This is a genomic window from Kitasatospora sp. NPDC058115 (genome assembly GCF_042884635.1).
Lineage (GTDB): Bacteria > Actinomycetota > Actinomycetes > Streptomycetales > Streptomycetaceae > Kitasatospora.
Genome location: NZ_JBHVTL010000007.1, coordinates 205,579 through 222,170, shown reverse-complemented (window position 1 = coordinate 222,170; position 16,592 = coordinate 205,579). Strand labels below are relative to the sequence as shown.

15 protein-coding genes are annotated in these 16,592 nt (G+C 73.4%); 13 read left to right on the top strand and 2 right to left on the bottom strand.

What is annotated here, in order from left to right:
* The 6 genes from ACFVVL_RS10200 to folE all read left to right on the top strand — a co-directional run.
* The coding region (locus ACFVVL_RS10200) for a hypothetical protein (protein ID WP_387673084.1) at window positions 1-228 on the top strand (228 nt) is incomplete at its 5' end.
* Window positions 229-1,273: 1,045 nt separating this feature from the next.
* Window positions 1,274-2,458, top strand: a complete 1,185-nt coding sequence (locus tag ACFVVL_RS10195) for a zinc-dependent metalloprotease (RefSeq protein ID WP_380295683.1) — start codon at window positions 1,274-1,276, stop codon at window positions 2,456-2,458.
* A 267-nt stretch (window positions 2,459-2,725) separates the two neighbouring features.
* Window positions 2,726-3,865 carry a tRNA lysidine(34) synthetase TilS gene (gene tilS / locus ACFVVL_RS10190; protein WP_380295685.1) on the top strand — a complete coding sequence of 380 codons (1,140 nt, stop codon included), beginning with the start codon at window positions 2,726-2,728 and terminating at the stop codon, window positions 3,863-3,865.
* Between the two features lie 71 nt (window positions 3,866-3,936).
* Window positions 3,937-4,491, top strand: a complete 555-nt coding sequence (hpt, locus tag ACFVVL_RS10185; RefSeq protein WP_350553213.1) for a hypoxanthine phosphoribosyltransferase — start codon at window positions 3,937-3,939, stop codon at window positions 4,489-4,491.
* A gap of 226 nt (window positions 4,492-4,717) precedes the next feature.
* Window positions 4,718-6,772: an ATP-dependent zinc metalloprotease FtsH gene (ftsH, locus tag ACFVVL_RS10180; RefSeq protein ID WP_380295688.1), complete on the top strand. Its 2,055-nt coding sequence runs from the start codon at window positions 4,718-4,720 to the stop codon at window positions 6,770-6,772.
* Window positions 6,773-6,885: 113 nt separating this feature from the next.
* Complete coding sequence (gene folE, locus ACFVVL_RS10175; protein ID WP_376096460.1) at window positions 6,886-7,491, top strand: GTP cyclohydrolase I FolE; 606 nt, start codon at window positions 6,886-6,888, stop codon at window positions 7,489-7,491.
* Here folE and ACFVVL_RS10170 read toward each other — a convergent pair.
* Together ACFVVL_RS10170 and ACFVVL_RS10165 are read right to left on the bottom strand one after the other, a co-directional pair.
* Entirely contained in the window at window positions 7,478-8,299 is an 822-nt protein-coding gene (locus ACFVVL_RS10170; protein WP_387673079.1) for a ferritin-like domain-containing protein, read from the bottom strand. The two genes, folE and ACFVVL_RS10170, sit on opposite strands and share 14 nt — an antisense overlap.
* A gap of 134 nt (window positions 8,300-8,433) precedes the next feature.
* Window positions 8,434-9,588, bottom strand: a complete 1,155-nt coding sequence (locus ACFVVL_RS10165) for an alpha/beta hydrolase (protein WP_387673076.1) — start codon at window positions 9,586-9,588, stop codon at window positions 8,434-8,436.
* A gap of 377 nt (window positions 9,589-9,965) precedes the next feature.
* On the opposite strand from ACFVVL_RS10165, the gene ACFVVL_RS10160 reads away from it, so the two are divergent.
* The 7 genes from ACFVVL_RS10160 (at window position 9,966) to ACFVVL_RS10130 (ending at window position 16,555) form a co-directional block, all read left to right on the top strand.
* Window positions 9,966-11,804 (top strand): phosphatidylglycerol lysyltransferase domain-containing protein, encoded by a 1,839-nt coding sequence (locus ACFVVL_RS10160; protein ID WP_380295694.1) that lies wholly within the window; start codon window positions 9,966-9,968, stop codon window positions 11,802-11,804.
* Between the two features lie 113 nt (window positions 11,805-11,917).
* Window positions 11,918-12,790, top strand: coding sequence for a dihydropteroate synthase (gene folP / locus ACFVVL_RS10155; RefSeq protein WP_380295696.1), 873 nt, complete (start codon window positions 11,918-11,920; stop codon window positions 12,788-12,790).
* 24 nt (window positions 12,791-12,814) lie between these two features.
* Window positions 12,815-13,315, top strand: coding sequence for a nuclear transport factor 2 family protein (locus ACFVVL_RS10150; protein ID WP_380295698.1), 501 nt, complete (start codon window positions 12,815-12,817; stop codon window positions 13,313-13,315).
* Between the two features lie 258 nt (window positions 13,316-13,573).
* On the top strand, window positions 13,574-13,933 hold the full coding sequence (gene folB, locus ACFVVL_RS10145; RefSeq protein WP_380295705.1) for a dihydroneopterin aldolase: 360 nt from the start codon (window positions 13,574-13,576) through the stop codon (window positions 13,931-13,933).
* A 58-nt stretch (window positions 13,934-13,991) separates the two neighbouring features.
* Window positions 13,992-14,591, top strand: a complete 600-nt coding sequence (gene folK / locus ACFVVL_RS10140; protein ID WP_380295699.1) for a 2-amino-4-hydroxy-6-hydroxymethyldihydropteridine diphosphokinase — start codon at window positions 13,992-13,994, stop codon at window positions 14,589-14,591.
* Between the two features lie 170 nt (window positions 14,592-14,761).
* Window positions 14,762-15,256, top strand: a complete 495-nt coding sequence (locus tag ACFVVL_RS10135) for a DUF3180 domain-containing protein (protein ID WP_380295701.1) — start codon at window positions 14,762-14,764, stop codon at window positions 15,254-15,256.
* Window positions 15,257-15,379: 123 nt separating this feature from the next.
* Window positions 15,380-16,555, top strand: a complete 1,176-nt coding sequence (locus tag ACFVVL_RS10130; protein ID WP_387673070.1) for a hypothetical protein — start codon at window positions 15,380-15,382, stop codon at window positions 16,553-16,555.
* The last annotated feature ends 37 nt before the right edge of the window (window positions 16,556-16,592 follow it).

Sequence of the window (16,592 nt, the reverse complement as noted above, 5' to 3'; positions counted from 1 at the left end):
GGCTTCGCCGCTGCCTTCGGCTGGGCGGGCTTCGCCGCTGCCTTCGGCTGGGCGGGCTTCGCCGCTGCCTTCGGCTGGGCGGGCTTCGCCGCTGCCTTCGGCTGGGCGGGCTTCGCCGCTGCGAGGCATCCCTGTTGGCCCGCCCTCTGGGCGGAAAGCGGCAGTCCGGCGACCGGCCGCGGACCGATTTGCCCTGGCGGACCGACCGGGGCGGGCCTGGCCCGCTGAGCCAAGGGTGAGCAGGGCGCGGTGCCACTGCGAGGACCCTCGGCGTGTGGTCGGACGCCCGGTCGGGCGGGGTTCCGCGTAGGGGTGGGCGTGCCGGGCCCAGGACGGATCAGCTGCGGCGCCTCCAGGAGGCGCCGCAGCGCACGGATCCGGTTCGGCCAGAGGCGCGCGTGGCCGGGCGCAGTGGCTCCAGGAGAGCTCGCGCGTTGGCTTGGCGGCACCCTGCGAAGGGGTTCGTGGGCATGCGACGGTGGCCGGCGAACTCCTGCGCCTCGGCTGGGCCGGTCGGGTTGGGCCAGGGTGGGGCTCGTGTGCTGGACGCCGCCGCCTCGGTGGCACTCCGCGGAGGGGCCGTGGGCGGTGTGAGTGCCGGTGTCGGCGCCGGGGAGGGCTCGGGTGGCGCCGGGGCAGGGCTCGCGTGGTGACGGCGGCCGCCTTGGCGGCACCTCGCCAAGGGGCTCGTGGGCGTGCGGCGGTGACCCGGTATCTGCGCGCTTTCGGCTGAGTCGGTCGTGTTGGGGCGGAGTGGGGCTCAGGTGGCGGAGGCGGCCGCTTTTGCGAAGCCTCGCGGGGGGCGCGTGGGTGATGCGAGTTGGGGGTGGGGCTCGGGCGGTGCCGGGGCAGGACTCGTGTGCTGGAGGCGGCCGCCTTGGGGACGCCTCGCGCAGGGGCTCGTGGGCGTGCGGCGGTGACCCGGCATCTGCGCGCCTTCGGCTGGGCCGGGCTACGGCTCGCATGCCGGACCGACTTGGCGGCACTCCGCGGAGAAGCCCCTGGCGTTGTGAGTGCCGGCCCCCGCGCGCCGGAGGCCGCCGTGAGGCCGCCGCAGTGGTGCCACCTCGCGGAGGCGCAGGTGTGCGCGCGGCCACGGGTTTCCGGTCGCGGAGGCGGACGTCGCGCAGGGCCCCGCGTGCCGGCGGTGGGTGAGGCGGTGCCTCCCGGACGGCGGGCACCGGGGGACGGATCCGCGGCGGCCCCCCGGTGGGTGGCCATTGACCGGCCGTTCCGGCTCCCCCCGGCGGGCGGGAGCACGTACGGTGAGGGCATGACGAGCGCGAGCGGCGGTGCTGACATGGTCGACTGGAATCTCGCGGTCGCAACCGCGACCAGGCTGGTGCGGCCGGGGCCGGAGGTGAGCCGGGCCGAGGCGGGCGCGGTGGTCGCCGAACTGCGCCGGCACGCCCTGGCGGCCGAGGAGCACGTCCGGGAGTTCACCGGCATGCGGTCCAGCAGTCTGACCGAGGCGGTCGCGACCCCGGTGCTGATCGTGGACCGGCCCGGCTGGGTGCGGGCGAACGTGGCGGGCTTCCGCACCATCGTGCAGCCGCTGGTGGAGAAGCTGCAGGCGCGCCGGACGACCGGCTCGGCCTCCGCGGTGTTCGGCACGGTGGGGGAGAAGGCCACCGGCATCGAGGTCGGCGCGCTGCTGGCGTTCCTGGCCACCAAGGTGCTCGGCCAGTACGAGACCTTCGCCCCGGCCGAGCCCTCGCTGGAGGCGCCGGACAGTCCGGCCGCGCTGTTCGACAAGCCGCGTCTCGGCCCCGAGGGCCCCGGTCCGGGGCGGCTGCTGCTGGTGGCGCCGAACATCGTGCACGTGGAGCGGGAGCTGGACGTCGATCCGGCCGATTTCCGGCTCTGGGTCTGCCTGCACGAGGAGACCCACCGCACCCAGTTCACCGCGGTGCCCTGGCTGCGCGACCACATCCAGTCCGAGGTGCAGTCCTTCCTGGCCGAGACGGACGTCGACCCCGGGGCGCTGCTGGAGCGGCTGCGGGACGCCGCCGGATCGCTGGGCGCGGGGCTGCCGGGCCTGGGCGGCGGCGGTCGCGGCGACGGCACCTCCTCGGCGGGTCTGCTGGAGATCGTCCAGTCGCCGGCCCAGCGGGAGATCCTCGGCCGGCTGACCGCCGTGATGTCCCTGCTGGAGGGGCACGCGGACGTGGTGATGGACGGCGTGGGCCCGGCCGTGGTGCCGAGCGTCGCGGAGATCCGGGAGAAGTTCCAGCAGCGCCGGGACCGCGGCGCCAACCGGTTGGACCTGGTGCTGCGCCGGCTGCTCGGTATGGACGCCAAGCTCCGCCAGTACCAGGACGGCGCGGTGTTCGTCCGGGGCGTGGTGGAGCAGGTCGGCATGGAGGGCTTCAACCGGGTCTGGACCTCGCCCAACACGCTGCCGACCAAGGAGGAGATCCACGACCCCGCCGCCTGGGTGGCCCGCGTCGCGCGCTGAGACGGGCCGCCCGTGACGCGGTGACGTGCGAACCGGTGGTTCAAACCCGTTCGTACGGGTGGTCCAGTCGTGCACATGGCGGGTGAAGATACGTTTCTTCATTCACCCGAACGTGGGACGGTGGTCGTACCGGTGGCGCGGGTGGCGTAGCGGGTGTCTCCTTTCTGCCACCATCTGTGAGCGCCCGGTAACAGGGTGCTCACAGATGCGCGGTCCCCCGCCGCGCCCACCGTCGTCCTGTCCCCCCTCCGCCGAGGAGTCGTCGCCGTGGGCCCTCACCCCGCCGTCGCCGCGATACGCCTGGCCGTTCGCCGCACCCTCACCGACCTCGCCGCCGAGGCCGGTTCCACCTTCACCGCGCCCGTCCGGCAGCCGCGCGAGCGCACCGGCGGCGCGCCGCTGGCCGCCGCCGCGCTGCCCGCCGCCGTCGGCACCACGCTGATCGGCAACGCCCACCGCCACCCGTCCGGGCTGCCCCGCACCCCCGCCGCGCCCGGCTCGCCGCTGGTCCTGGTCGCCGTCAGCGGCGGCGCGGACTCCATGGCGCTCGCCATCGCGGCCGCCTTCGAGGCCCCCAAGATCGGCTTGCGGGTCGGCGCCGTCACCGTCGACCACGGCCTGCAGCCGGGCTCCGCCGACCGCGCCGCCCAGGTCGCCGGCCGGCTGCGCGAGCTCGGCCTGGACCCGGTCGAGGCGGTCGCCGTGCGGGTCGGCCGCGAGGGCGGGCCCGAGGCCGCCGCCCGGGACGCCCGCTACGCCGCGCTGGACGAGGCCGCCGAGCGGCACGCCGCGCTCGCCGTCCTGCTCGGGCACACCCGTGACGACCAGGCCGAGACCGTGCTGCTGGGCCTGGCCCGCGGCTCGGGCTCCCGCTCGCTGGCCGGCATGCCGGCCCAGAAGGGCCGCTACCGCCGCCCGCTGCTGGAGCTGGACCGGGCCGCCACCCGGCAGGCCTGCTCCGCCCAGGCGATCCCGGTCTGGGACGACCCGCACAACTGCGACCCGGCCTACACCCGCTCCCGGGTCCGCCACGAGGTGCTGCCGGTGCTGGAGAAGCACCTGGGCGGCGGCGTGGTGGAGGCGCTCGCCCGCACCGCCCGGCTGTTCCGCGACGACGCCGACGCGCTCGACCAGTGGGCCGCGCTGGCGGAGCGCGACCTCCGCGCGGGCGACGGCGCCCTGGACGCCGGCAAGCTGGCCGAACTGCCCCCCGCGGTGCGCCGCCGGGTGCTGCGCCGGGCCGCGCTGCGGGCGGGCTGTCCGGCGGGGGACCTGTTCGCCCGGCACCTCGAAACGATCGACCTGCTCGTCACCGGATGGCGCGGCCAGGGGCCGCTGCACCTACCCGGGGGCGTCGAAGCGACCCGGCGGTGTGGCACGCTGGTCTTTCGGCGACAGGGCGACTGACGGGCGGGCATGCCCCGGGGGAGCCGGCCGCCGGCCATCCATACCCCGACACGTTTGAGGACGTATCCCCGGTGGACCAGAACGACATGGGCGCTGACCTCGCGAAGGTGCTCATCAGCAAGGACGAGATCGACGCCAAGCTCCTGGAGCTGGCCGAGCGCATCGACCGGGACTACGCAGGGAAGGACCTGCTGATCGTCGGCGTCCTCAAGGGGGCCGTGATGGTCATGGCGGATCTCGCCCGCACCCTGCACTCGCAGGTGACCATGGACTGGATGGCCGTCTCCTCCTACGGGATGGGCACCAAGTCCTCCGGCGTGGTGCGGATCCTGAAGGACCTCGACACCGACATCGCCGGCCGTGACGTCCTGATCGTCGAGGACATCATCGACTCCGGCCTGACCCTGTCCTGGCTGCTCGGCAACCTGAGCTCGCGCGGTCCGGCCTCCCTGGAGGTCTGCGCCCTGCTGCGCAAGCCGGACGCGGCGAAGGTCGAGATCGACGTCAAGTACGTGGGCTTCGACATCCCCAACGAGTTCGTCGTCGGCTACGGCCTCGACTACGCGGAGAAGCTGCGCAACCTGCCGTTCATCGGCACCCTCGCGCCGCACGTCTACGGCGGCTGAGACCCGTTCGGACGACGGACGGGAACAGGAGCCTGTTCCCGCCCGTTGGATCCGGGGGACCATAGAAGAACGTCGTATCGCGCTGCTCCCGCCACGTGGGGGTCGCACTGCGGTACGGTCCAATAAAACCGCTCTTCACATGAGCACTGACCGAATGCGCCGGCGGCCCACAGCCCCGCGGCGCCGTTGAGTGGCAGGAGGGACGGGGCGGCAACGCCCCGCATGGATGGACGTCAAGCGATACTTCCGTGCGCCGATCATGTGGATCGTGCTGGCCGTCCTCGCCGTCGTCGTGCTGATGCAGGTCGTTTCGGACTCGAACGGCTACAAGACGGTGGACACCGGGCAGGTCGTCGCGGCGATCGACGCGAAGCAGGTCAAGTCGGCGCAGATCACCACAGGTGACTCGAACACCATCAAGATCCAGCTGAAGGACGGCGCCAAGCTGCCCGCCGTGGGCACCGGCAAGCCGCAGTCCGGCAGCAAGTTCCAGGCCTCGTACATCGGCGACCAGGGTGTTGCGATCGCCGACAAGCTGCAGGCCCAGATCAACGACAACGACCAGAGCACGCTCTCCGAGGGCTACACCATCAGCCCGGAGAAGCAGAGCACCCTCGTCAGCCTGCTGCTGTCGATGCTGCCCATTGTGATCATCGTGCTGGTCTTCCTCTTCCTGATGAACCAGATGCAGGGCGGCGGCTCGCGCGTCATGCAGTTCGGCAAGTCGAAGGCGAAGCTGCTCACCAAGGACACCCCGAAGACCACCTTCGCCGACGTCGCGGGCGCCGACGAGGCGGTCGAGGAGCTCCACGAGATCAAGGAGTTCCTCCAGGAGCCGGCCAAGTTCCAGGCGGTCGGCGCCAAGATCCCCAAGGGCGTGCTGCTCTACGGCCCGCCCGGCACCGGCAAGACCCTGCTGGCGCGCGCCGTCGCGGGCGAGGCCGGGGTGCCGTTCTACTCGATCTCCGGCTCGGACTTCGTCGAGATGTTCGTCGGTGTCGGCGCCAGCCGCGTCCGCGACCTCTTCGAGCAGGCCAAGGCGAACGCCCCGGCGATCGTCTTCGTCGACGAGATCGACGCCGTCGGCCGGCACCGCGGCGCGGGCCTCGGCGGCGGTCACGACGAGCGCGAGCAGACCCTCAACCAGCTGCTGGTCGAGATGGACGGCTTCGACGTCAAGGGCGGCGTCATCCTGATCGCCGCCACCAACCGCCCGGACATCCTGGACCCGGCGCTGCTGCGCCCGGGCCGCTTCGACCGCCAGATCGCGGTCGAGCGCCCCGACCTCCAGGGCCGTCTGGACATCCTCAAGGTGCACCAGAAGGGCAAGCCGATCGCGCCCGACGTCGACCTCTCGGCCGTCGCCAAGCGCACCCCCGGCTTCACCGGTGCCGATCTGTCGAACGTCCTGAACGAGGCGGCGCTGCTGACCGCCCGCTCGGACAAGAAGCTGATCGACAACAACATCCTGGACGAGGCGATCGACCGCGTCGTGGCCGGTCCGCAGAAGCGCACGCGGATCATGTCCGACAAGGAGAAGAAGATCACCGCGTACCACGAGGGCGGTCACGCCCTGGTCGCGGCGGCCTGCCAGTACAGCGACCCGGTGCACAAGATCACCATCCTGTCCCGCGGCCGGGCCCTCGGCTACACCATGGTGCTGCCGGACGAGGACAAGTACTCCACCACCCGCAACGAGATGCTCGACCAGCTGGCGTACATGCTGGGCGGGCGCGCGGCGGAGGAGCTGGTCTTCCACGACCCGACCACCGGTGCCTCGAACGACATCGAGAAGGCCACCGCCACCGCGCGGGCCATGGTCACCCAGTACGGCATGACCGAGCGGCTGGGCGCGATCAAGTTCGGCAGCGACAACTCGGAGCCGTTCCTGGGCCGCGAGATGGGTCACCAGCGCGACTACTCGGAAGAGGTCGCCGGGCTGGTCGACGAAGAGGTCAAGAAGCTCATCGAGGCCGCGCACAACGAGGCCTGGGAGATCCTGGTCGAGAACCGCGACGTGCTCGACAACCTCGTTCTGGAGCTCCTGGAGAAGGAGACCCTGAACAAGGAGCAGATCGCCGAGATCTTCGCCCCGATCGTCAAGCGCCCGGCCCGTCCGGCGTGGACCGGCTCCGCCCGCCGGACGCCGTCCACCCGCCCGCCGGTGCAGTCGCCCAAGGAGCTGGCGCTCACCAACGGCGCCACCGCCACCACCGAGTCCGCCCCGGCCGACGTGGTGAAGCTCCCGCCGCTGCCGGTCGACCCGCCCGCCGAGGGCTGACGGGAAGCTCGGACACCCGACGGAATGGATGCCGCGTCACCGGGGTTTGTACCCTGGAGGCGCGGCATCCGTGCTGTTCAACCCTTGTTCGTCAACCAGTTAGCGAGGCCCGCATGATCGACCCGGTGACGCTCGACGGTTCGCCCGCCGTCGGCACCTTCGACCAGAAGCGGGCCGAGAACGCCATCCGCGAACTGCTGCTGGCCGTCGGCGAGGACCCGGACCGCGAGGGCCTGCTGGAGACGCCGGCCCGGGTGGCCCGCGCCTACAAGGAGATATTCGCGGGCCTCTGGCAGGAGCCCGAGGACGTCCTGACCACCACCTTCGACCTCGGCCACGACGAGATGGTGCTGGTCAAGGACATCGAGCTGACCTCGGTCTGCGAACACCACCTGGTGCCCTTCCGGGGCGTCGCGCACGTCGGCTACATCCCGTCCACCAGCGGCAAGATCACCGGCCTCTCCAAGCTGGCCCGGCTGGTCGACGTCTACGCCCGCCGGCCGCAGGTGCAGGAGCGCCTCACCAGCCAGGTCGCCGACGCGCTGATGCGGATCCTGGAGCCGCGCGGGGCGATCGTCGTGGTCGAGTGCGAGCACATGTGCATGTCGATGCGCGGCATCCGCAAGCCCGGCGCCAAGACGATCACCTCTTGCGTGCGCGGCCAGCTGCGCGACCCGGCCACCCGGGCCGAGGCGATGAGCCTGATCATCGGTCGCTGACCGGGTCCCGCTCGGGCTCGTGCCCGCGCTCGGTCTCGGTGTGCGGCGGGGCCGGGGTGCCCAGCGCGTTGCGGCGCGCGGGCATCCTCAGCCGCACCATCCGCCGCCAGCCGTACAGCAGGTCGTACAGGTAGAGCGCGTGCACGCCGGCCGAGACCACGGCCAGCTGCCAGCGCGGCCAGCGCAGGATCCGCGCCATCCGGGACGTCACCGCGAGGCCGACGTCCCGGTGGGTGCGGATCTCGCCGCGGGCGCTGGTCTCCAGCACGTGCCGGATGTACGGCCCGTGGCCCTCGGCGGCCAGCCGCAGCAGCTCCTCGTGGCAGTAGGCGAGGTGGTTGTCCTCGTCGGCCGAGATCAGCCGCATCGCCCGGCCGAGGTCGGGGTTGTCCCCGTACACCTTGACGAGCTGGCGCATCTGCTCGGCCGCGCGCTGCTCGGTGACCCGGCTGTGCGCCAGGTAGGTGATGATCTCGCGGTCGGTCAGCGGGATCCCGCTGGTCAGCCGCTCGTGGGCGAGGCCGACGCCCTGGCGCTCCAGCAGCATGCAGTAGTCGGCCTCGGCGGGCACCTCGACCTTCGGCAGGCCGCGCTTGTGGAGCAGCTGGGTGAAGATCCGGCCGTGTTTGCGCTCGTCGGCGCCGTGCCGGGCGACCTTCGGAGCGAGCACCGGGTCGCGGGTGAGCTCGGTGATCCGCTCGTTCTCCCACCCGCCCTGGTCCTCACCGCCGGCGGCGATGCTGCAGAACAGCTGGTAGGCCTCGTCGTTCCGGTAGATCTGGTCGAAGAGCGATCGGGTGCTGAGCATGGGGCCTCCTGCCCGGATCCGGGACGGCACCGGCCGTCGTTCGGCCGGGGCGGTCGAGATACGTCCCCCGCGGCGGCGGGCGCCGTGCCCGACCCGCCGGTATTCACTCCCCCGGAGGCGTCCGGGGGCCGGGGTCAGCCGAGGTGGTGGCCCATCCACTCCAGCGAGGCGGGCAGCTCGCGCACCCAGCTCTCGAAGTTGTGGCCGCCGTCGTCCAGGTACATCGACTCCGCCTGGAACTGCGGATTGGCGGCGGCGACCTGCTGGGCCAGCTCGACGAACTGGACGGTCTGCGGGTAGTCGGCCTCCTTGCGGGTGGAGACCACCAGCATCGACAGCGGCGGCGCGGGCAGGTTCTGCAGCCGCCAGGCGAGGTCGCTCTGCTCGGCCAGCGCCCTGTCCCCGCCGAACAGGCTGCCGCCGGTGAACTGGTCCTCGTTGACCTTGAAGTCGGCGTGCAGCCCGCCCGCGCTGCCGAAGACGGTCGGGAAGCGCATCGCCAGCCGCAGCGCGCAGCTGCCGCCGGTGGAGTAGCCGAAGACGCCCCAGGAGGCGGGGGAGCGGCCGATCCGGTAGGCGGAGCGCAGCGCGTCGGGGACGTCCTTGGTGAACCAGGTCTCGGTGCGCGGCCCGCCGGTGACGTCCACGCACTCGGTGTTGCGCGGCGGGGCGAGGGTCGGGCGGGCCAGCACCACGATGGCCGGCTGCATCTTCCCGGTGCGCTGGAGCTCCGCCGCGGTCTGGATGACCGGCAGGTCCTTCATCAGGTTGAGCGTGGTGCCGGGGTAGCCGGCGATGGCCAGCATCACCGGGAACCGGGTCAGGCCCAGCTTCGGGTCGAAGTACTCCGGCGGCAGGTAGACGAACATCTGGTCGGACAGTCCGGTCTCCTGGCCGGTGATCCGGACCGACTCGACCTTGCCGACCTCCTCGGGTGCCCCTTTGGGCAGATCCCCGACGCCCTCCATGCCGCCCTCGTCGGTCGGCACCAGGAGGGCGTCGCCGGCCGGGGCGCCGCCCTTGTGGTTCTCGTTGCTGGTGAGGGCGAGCTTGGTGCCGCCGGGGCTCAGCAGGTCGTCCCATGAGGTGTAGAACCCGAAGGAGTTGTTGACGCTGAGTGCCAGCACCGCCAGCACCGAGGCCTGAGTGACGGTCAGCAGGCCGACCCGGCCGAGCACCGGCAGCGGGCGCTGCCGGGCCAGCCTGGGCCAGATCCACAGGGTGGCGACGAGCGCCGCCGATCCCAGGGCAAGCAGCGAGTTCATCAGGGCGTCGCTGGTCAGTTCCATACCGTCGGCCTTCCGGTGGGACACTGTCGGTGCAGGCTTCATCGTCTGGCGGTGCGTCAGCCCCGGCCACCGCGGCTAGGCTGTCCGGACGCCGGGAGGGGCCCGGGAGGCCGACGGCGCGCGTACGCAACCGACGCCCTAAAATGCGGCGTCCACCGTACGTAGGACGCACGCGGGGGCCCGTCGCGCCACGCGGTGAGGGGCTCCGGCACCCACCCCACGGCTCAATTCGCAGTGCCCCCAGGGCGCCGGTTTACCCTTCGTTGCCGGTTCCTTGGTGTGCGTATTGCCTGATGAAGGAAAAGGCATGAAGGTCCATCACGGCTCCCACCCCGGAGTGGCCGGACACCCCGCCGCAGCCTCTACGCTGAATCCCCATGAGCGTTCCCGTGTCCGTTGAGCCGAGCCCCGAGCAGCCGCTGCGCCGTCGCGGCCTGCAGACGCTTCGTACCCAAGCGGCCGCCGTTCCGAGGGCCTGGCTCCCCGGCGCGGTCGGCTACGCCTGTCTGCTGATCGGGCTGGTGGACATCGCCAGCGCGGTGTTCCCCAAGCTGCGGCACACCAAGGTGCACACCTTCGCCGGGCAGCTGCCCGGCGGCACCACCACGCTGGCCGCCGCCGGCACCCTGATGATCGGCCTGCTGCTGGTGCTGCTGGCGCACGCGCTGCGCCGGCGCAAGCGGCGCGCCTGGCGCGCGGTGTGCGTGCTGCTGCCGGTCGGCGCGGCGCTGCACCTGCTGCGCTGGCACCAGCTCGGCCCGGCGGTCATCTCGCTGGTGCTGTTCGCGGTCGTGCTGATCCACCGGCGCGAGTTCTACGCCAAGGCCGACCCGCGCACCCGCTGGCGCGCCGTGGTCAACCTGGTCGTACTGGGCAGCTTCAGCATCGTGCTCGGCCTGCTGATCGTCAGCACCCGGACGAAGTACGAGCTGGGGCACCCCGGCCTGTCCCAGCGGCTGGAGCACGTGGTCTACGGGCTGTTCGGCTTCGAGGGCCCGGTGCACTACAACGCGGACCGGATCGAGGACCTGGTCGGCTACCTGCTCGGCGCGATGGGCCTGATCACCGCCCTCACCACCACCTACCTGGCGCTGCGGCCGGAGAAGCCGAAGCCGGAGCTGACCGCCGAGGACGAGGAGAAGGTCCGCGCGCTGCTGGAGCGGCACGGCGAGCGGGACTCGCTCGGCTACTTCGCGCTGCGCCGGGACAAGAGCGTGCTGTTCTCGCCCACCGGCAAGGCGGCGATCTCCTACCGGGTGGTCTCCGGCGTCATGCTCGCCTCCGGGGACCCGGTCGGCGACGTCGAGGCCTGGCCCGGCGCGATCAAGGTGTTCATGGCGGAGGCCCGCGAGCACGCCTGGGTGCCGGCCGTGATGGGCTGCAGCGAGGTCGGCGGCGAGGTCTGGACCCGCGAGGCGGGGCTGGACGCGCTGGAGCTGGGCGACGAGGCGATCGTCGACACCGCGACCTTCTCGCTGGCCGGGCGGGCCATGCGCAACGTCCGCCAGATGGTCAAGCGGATCGAGCGCAACGGCTACTCCTGCCGGGTCCGCCGGGTCGCCGAGCTGACCCGGGAGGAGAAGCAGCGGATCGCCGACGCCGCCGCCCGCTGGCGCGGCACCGACACCGAGCGCGGCTTCTCGATGGCGCTCGGCCGCTTCGGCGACCCGGGCGACGACGACTGCGTGGTGGTCACCGCCCACAAGGCGCCCGAGGAGGGCGAGGGCGGCGACGACCTCAAGGCCGTGCTGCACTTCGTGCCCTGGGGCGCGGACGGCATCTCGCTGGAGCTGATGCGCCGTGACCGGGCGGCCGACCCGGGCCTCAACGAGCTGCTCATCGTCGCCGCCCTGCAGGCCGTCCCGGCGATGGGGGTGCGCCGGGTGTCGCTCAACTTCGCGATGTTCCGCTCGGCGCTGGCGCGCGGCGAGCGGATCGGCGCCGGGCCGGTGCTGCGGGCCTGGCGCGGGCTGCTGGTGTTCCTGTCGCGCTGGTTCCAGATCGAGTCGCTGTACAAGTTCAACGCGAAGTTCCAGCCGGAGTGGGAGCCCCGGTTCCTGGTCTTCCCGAACAACCGCGACCTGCCGCGGATCGGCTTCGCCGCGATGCAGGCGGAGGCCTTCATCACCCTGGGCATGCCCCGCTTCGGCCGCAAGCCGCAGCGCCAGGGCCTGATGCCGGAGAGCACCCGCCAGGCGGTCGGCGAGGCCGCCTGAGCACCCGTGCGGCAGCGCCGCCGGCCCCCGTCGAGGACGCTCCCCGGCGGGGGCCGGCCGTTTCCCGGGGGTGGGGGCCGGGCGGCCGCGGGGGGCGGTCGGATAATGGGGGTATGAGCAATTCGGTGCCCTTCTCGCTGCCGCCCGGACTGCCGCGGCTGGACCGCTGCGCCGTCATGGGCGTGGTCAACGTGACCCCCGACTCCTTCTCGGACGGCGGGCTGTGGCACGACCCCGCCAAGGCGATCGCCCACGGGCTCGCCCTGCGCGCCCGGGGCGCCGACCTGGTCGACGTCGGCGGCGAGTCCACCCGCCCCGGCTCGCAGCGCGTCCCCGAGGAGGAGGAGCTGCGCCGGGTCGTCCCGGTGGTGCGCGAGCTGGCCGCCGCCGGGGTGGCGGTCTCCGTCGACACCATGCGGGCCTCGGTGGCCGAGCGGGCCGTCGAGGCGGGCGCGCTGGTCGTCAACGACGTCTCCGGCGGCCTGGCCGACCCGGCGATGGCCCGGGTGGTGGCGGAGACCGGCGCGCCGTTCGTGGTGATGCACTGGCGCGGGCAGTCCGCCGACATGGACCGGCTGGCCGTCTACGACGACGTGGTCGCCGACGTGGTGGGCGAGCTGGGCGCCCGGGTCGAGGCGCTGCTGGCCGCCGGCGTCAAGGAGGACCAGCTGATCCTCGACCCGGGGCTCGGCTTCGCCAAGACCTCCGCGCACAACTGGGCGCTGCTCGGCCGGCTCGACGCGCTCACCGCGCTCGGCCGGCCCGTCCTGGTCGCCGCATCGCGCAAGCGGTTCCTGGGTACGCTGCTCGCCGACCCGGAAACCGGGGAGCTGCGCCCGGCGCGGGAGCGCGACGACGCGACCGCCGCGGTGTCGGTGCTGTCGGCCCGGGCCGGCGCGTGGGCGGTGCGGGTGCACGACGTGTCCGGCACGGCGGACGCCGTCCGGGTCGTCGCGGCCTGGCAGCGTGCGGCCGGGCAGGGGTGAGCGGTAGGCGAAGACGGGAGGGTCATGGCGGGTGACGGCAGGTTGAGCGGGGAGACGGCGGGCCGACGGGCCGGCGGCGCGGACCGCGAGGCGGTCCTGGCCGCCAACCGGGCGCTCTACGAGGCGCTGGAGACCGGCGACCTCGCGGCGGTCGAGGACGCCTGGCTGGGCGCCGGCGAGGCGGACGACAAGGGGGGCGTGGTCTGCGTCCACCCGGGGTGGCCGGTGCTGCGCGGGCGGGCCCAGGTGACCCGTTCGTACATGCTGATCATGGCGAACACCGAGTACATCCAGTTCATCCTCACCGACGAGGAGGCGGAGGTGCACGGCGATGTGGCCCTTGTCACGTGCACCGAGAACATCCTTTCCGGCGGCGAGGCCGAACAGGAGGGCGAGCTCGGGCCGCTGGTCGGCGGAAAGGTCGTGTCGACCAATCTCTTCCGGCGCACTCCGGCCGGGTGGAAACTGTGGTCGCACCACGGTTCACCCGTTCTGACCAGCGCCGACGAGGACGACGAGGACTGATTCCGGGCCCCGGCGGGAAATCGCGGGAAAACGTCACCGGCCGGCGGCCGGGGAATTCCCGGCAGGTCACCGAACGTTCACGTCAATCGCCATTCCGGTGCGCGTGGCGACGGTTCGTGCCGGGTAGGACGGTCGGGTGTTGTCGGCGCGCGCGGGTAGATTCGAAAAGGTCAGCGGCGGGCGCGACGTCCGTCTCCGCCCTGTTCGCCTCCCTCCTCCGGGGCGGGGCCCGTCCGACTGGGAGCAGTGATTCGTTTGCTGGACCGCGTCACCCTGCGGGGCCTGCGCGCCCGTGGCCACCACGGCGTCTTCGAGCGCGAGCGGGCCGAGGGCCAGACCTTCGTGGTCGACCTGGTGCTGTACCTGGACACCCGCCCGGCCGCCGCGAGCGACGACCTGACCCGCACGGCGCACTACGGCATGGTGGCCGAGGAGGTCACCGCGATCATCGCCGGCGAGCCGGTCGAGCTGATCGAGACCCTGGCCCAGCGGATCGCGGACCAGTGCCTGAAGCACGAGCCGGTGGAGGAGGTCGAGGTGACCGTGCACAAGCCGGACGCCCCGATCACCGTGCCGTTCGACGACGTGACCGTGACCATCCACCGGACCCGCGGATGACCCGCACCGTCCGTCCGGTGCCCGCCGCAGCGCCCGTCCCAGCCCGAGGGGAAGTCCGATGACCACAAGTGACCCGACCGCCGCGCCGAGCGCCTTCGACCTGGAGCAGCGGGTGGACTCGGTGGACACCACCCTGCACAGCCAGCGCTTCGCCGTGATCGCCCTCGGCTCCAACCTCGGCAACCGCCTGGACACCCTCCAGGGGGCCGTGGACGCCCTCGCCGACACGCCCGGGCTCAAGATCAAGGCCGTCTCCGCGGTGTACGAGACGGAGGCCGTGGGCGGCCCCGCCGAGCAGCCCGCCTACTACAACGCGGTCGTGGTGCTGCGCACCTCGCTGCCGCCGCGCGACCTGCTGGAGCGCGGCAACGCGATCGAGGACGCCTTCGGCCGGGTGCGCACCGTGCACTGGGGCCCGCGCACCCTGGACGTCGACATCCTGGCCTACGAGGGCGTCGTCAGCGAGGACCCCCAGCTGCTGCTGCCGCACCCGCGCTCGCACGAGCGGGCCTTCGTGCTCGCCCCGTGGCTGGACGCCCAGCCGGACGCCGAGCTGCCCGGGCACGGGCCGGTGTCCGGGCTGCTGGAGGCGCTCGGCGGCCCGGACGCCCAGGGCGTGCGGCGGCGCGACGACATCCGGCTGACGCTGCCGGAGTAGGCCCCGCCGCCGCTGTTCGCGGACGGCCCCGTCCGCGCGGGCCGGGAACTCGTGCGGGGCCGCCGGCCGTACCCATGGGTGTCCGCCCCGGTCCGGGACCCCTCGGGCCGGGGCCCGGTACGGTGGCCTGACGCCGTCGTACCCGCCGCCCGGGAAAGGACCTCGTCCGAGTGAAGCTGCTTCGCCTCCGTCTGCTGATCGGCATCACGGCCGCCACGACGGCGCTGTCCTGGGCCGGCGCCAAGCTGTGGGCCTCCCTGGACACGCTGCCCGCGGTGCCGGGCGCGGCGCCGGTGGTGCTGGCCGCGGTGGCGGTGATCCTGCTCGCGACCGCGCTCTCGCTGCGCTCGCGGCTGAAGGCGGCGCGCGAGCGGCAGCCCGGGGCGAAGCGGGTGGACCCGCTGGGCGCGGCCCGGGCGGTGGTGCTCGGGCAGGCCAGCGCGCTGGTCTCGGCGGTGGTCACCGGGATCTACGCGGGCGCCGGGATCTACCTGCTGGGCGAGCTGGACGTGCCGGCCCGCAAGGACCAGGCAATCACCGCGGGCTTCGCGGTCCTGGCCGGCGCGGCCGTGATCGCGGCGGCGCTCTGGCTGCAGCACGTCTGCCGGCTGCCGGAGAACCACGACGACCCCGGTGGCCACGGGCCGGCGGCCACGCATCGCTGACCAGTGCTTTTCCGGTGATCTTGCGTGATTTTCCGGATGCGTCCGGTAAAGCCGGTGCGGTGTCAAGGGCCGAACCGGACCCTGGGCTGACACGGCCCCAATTCGCACGCTAGTTTCTTGAGCATGTCTCGCGGACGCCACCGTCATTCCTCCGTCCTCGGCCGGGTCTTTCCCCCCACCGCCGCCGGCGTGCTCATCGTCGCCGCGCTGGGGGCGTTGCTTTTCAGTCAGGACACCGTGCTGGTCCGTTCGGTGGGCGCGGCCGCGGTGCTCGCCACGCTCGGGTTCGCCGTCCTGCTGCGTCAGCGCGACCGGGCCGCGCGGGCGGCGGCCGAGGTCTCCGCGGCGCAGCGGCTGCGGTCCGAGGAGCGCTTCGAGGAGCAGCTCGCCGAGGCCGAGTACGCGGCCGAGGTGGCCGAGGAGCGGGCGACCCGGTTCGGACGGCGGCTGACCGCCGAGAAGTCCCGGCTGGCGAAGGCCGAGACGGAGATCGCCCGGCTGCTCAAGGAACGCGCGGTGACGGTCGCCGAGCAGGCGCTCAAGGAGGCCGAGGCGGCCCAGCGGGCGCTCGCCGCGAGCCGGCCCAAGCACCCGGCCAGCCCGGCCGCGTACGTCCGCGCCGCGGCCGTGCTGCGGCAGCTGGAGCGGCGCGCCGCGCAGCAGCAGGCGCAGCGGGAGCAGGACGCCCGGCGGGAGGCGGAGCGTGCGGCGGGCGCGGAGGTCGCGCTGCGCGCGCGGACGGCGCCCGCGACGACGTCCGCGTCGGCGCCCCGGCGGGTCACGACGGCGGTTCCGGCGCCGGCCGCGCCCTCGGTGCCCGAGCCCGGTGCGGCGCCCTCCGCGGCCGCTCCGGACGCCCCCGCGGCCCCGGTGCGGCCGGTGCTGACGGCGACCGTCGGGCAGCTCGGCGGGGCTCCCGCCGGGCCGGCCACGCCGGCCGTGCGGCCGGCCGAGCGGCAGCGTCCGCGCCCGGCGGCCGCCCCGGCCGCGCGCCCGCAGGGCTTCAGCTTCTTCGGCCGGGGCTCCGGCGCGGCGGTCCGCGCGGCGGCGCCGTCGCCGGCCGTGCGCAGCGTCGCCGAGCTCGGCGAGCGGGCGGACCTGGCGGACGTGGTCGGCGACGAGGCGGTCGCGGCCCAGGCGCTGGAGCAGACCCGGGAGCAGGAGCGGGCCTCGGCGCAGGCGGCGGCGGAGACCCGGCTGCTGCCGCAGGTCGGCGAGGACGCCCCCGAGGTGGTCGACCTGACCCCGCACGACGAGACCGAGCAGATCGAGGTCCCCGAACTGCGCGCCTCGCGCTAGGAGGCGCCCCCGCCGCGCCCCGCCGCGCGCCGTGGCA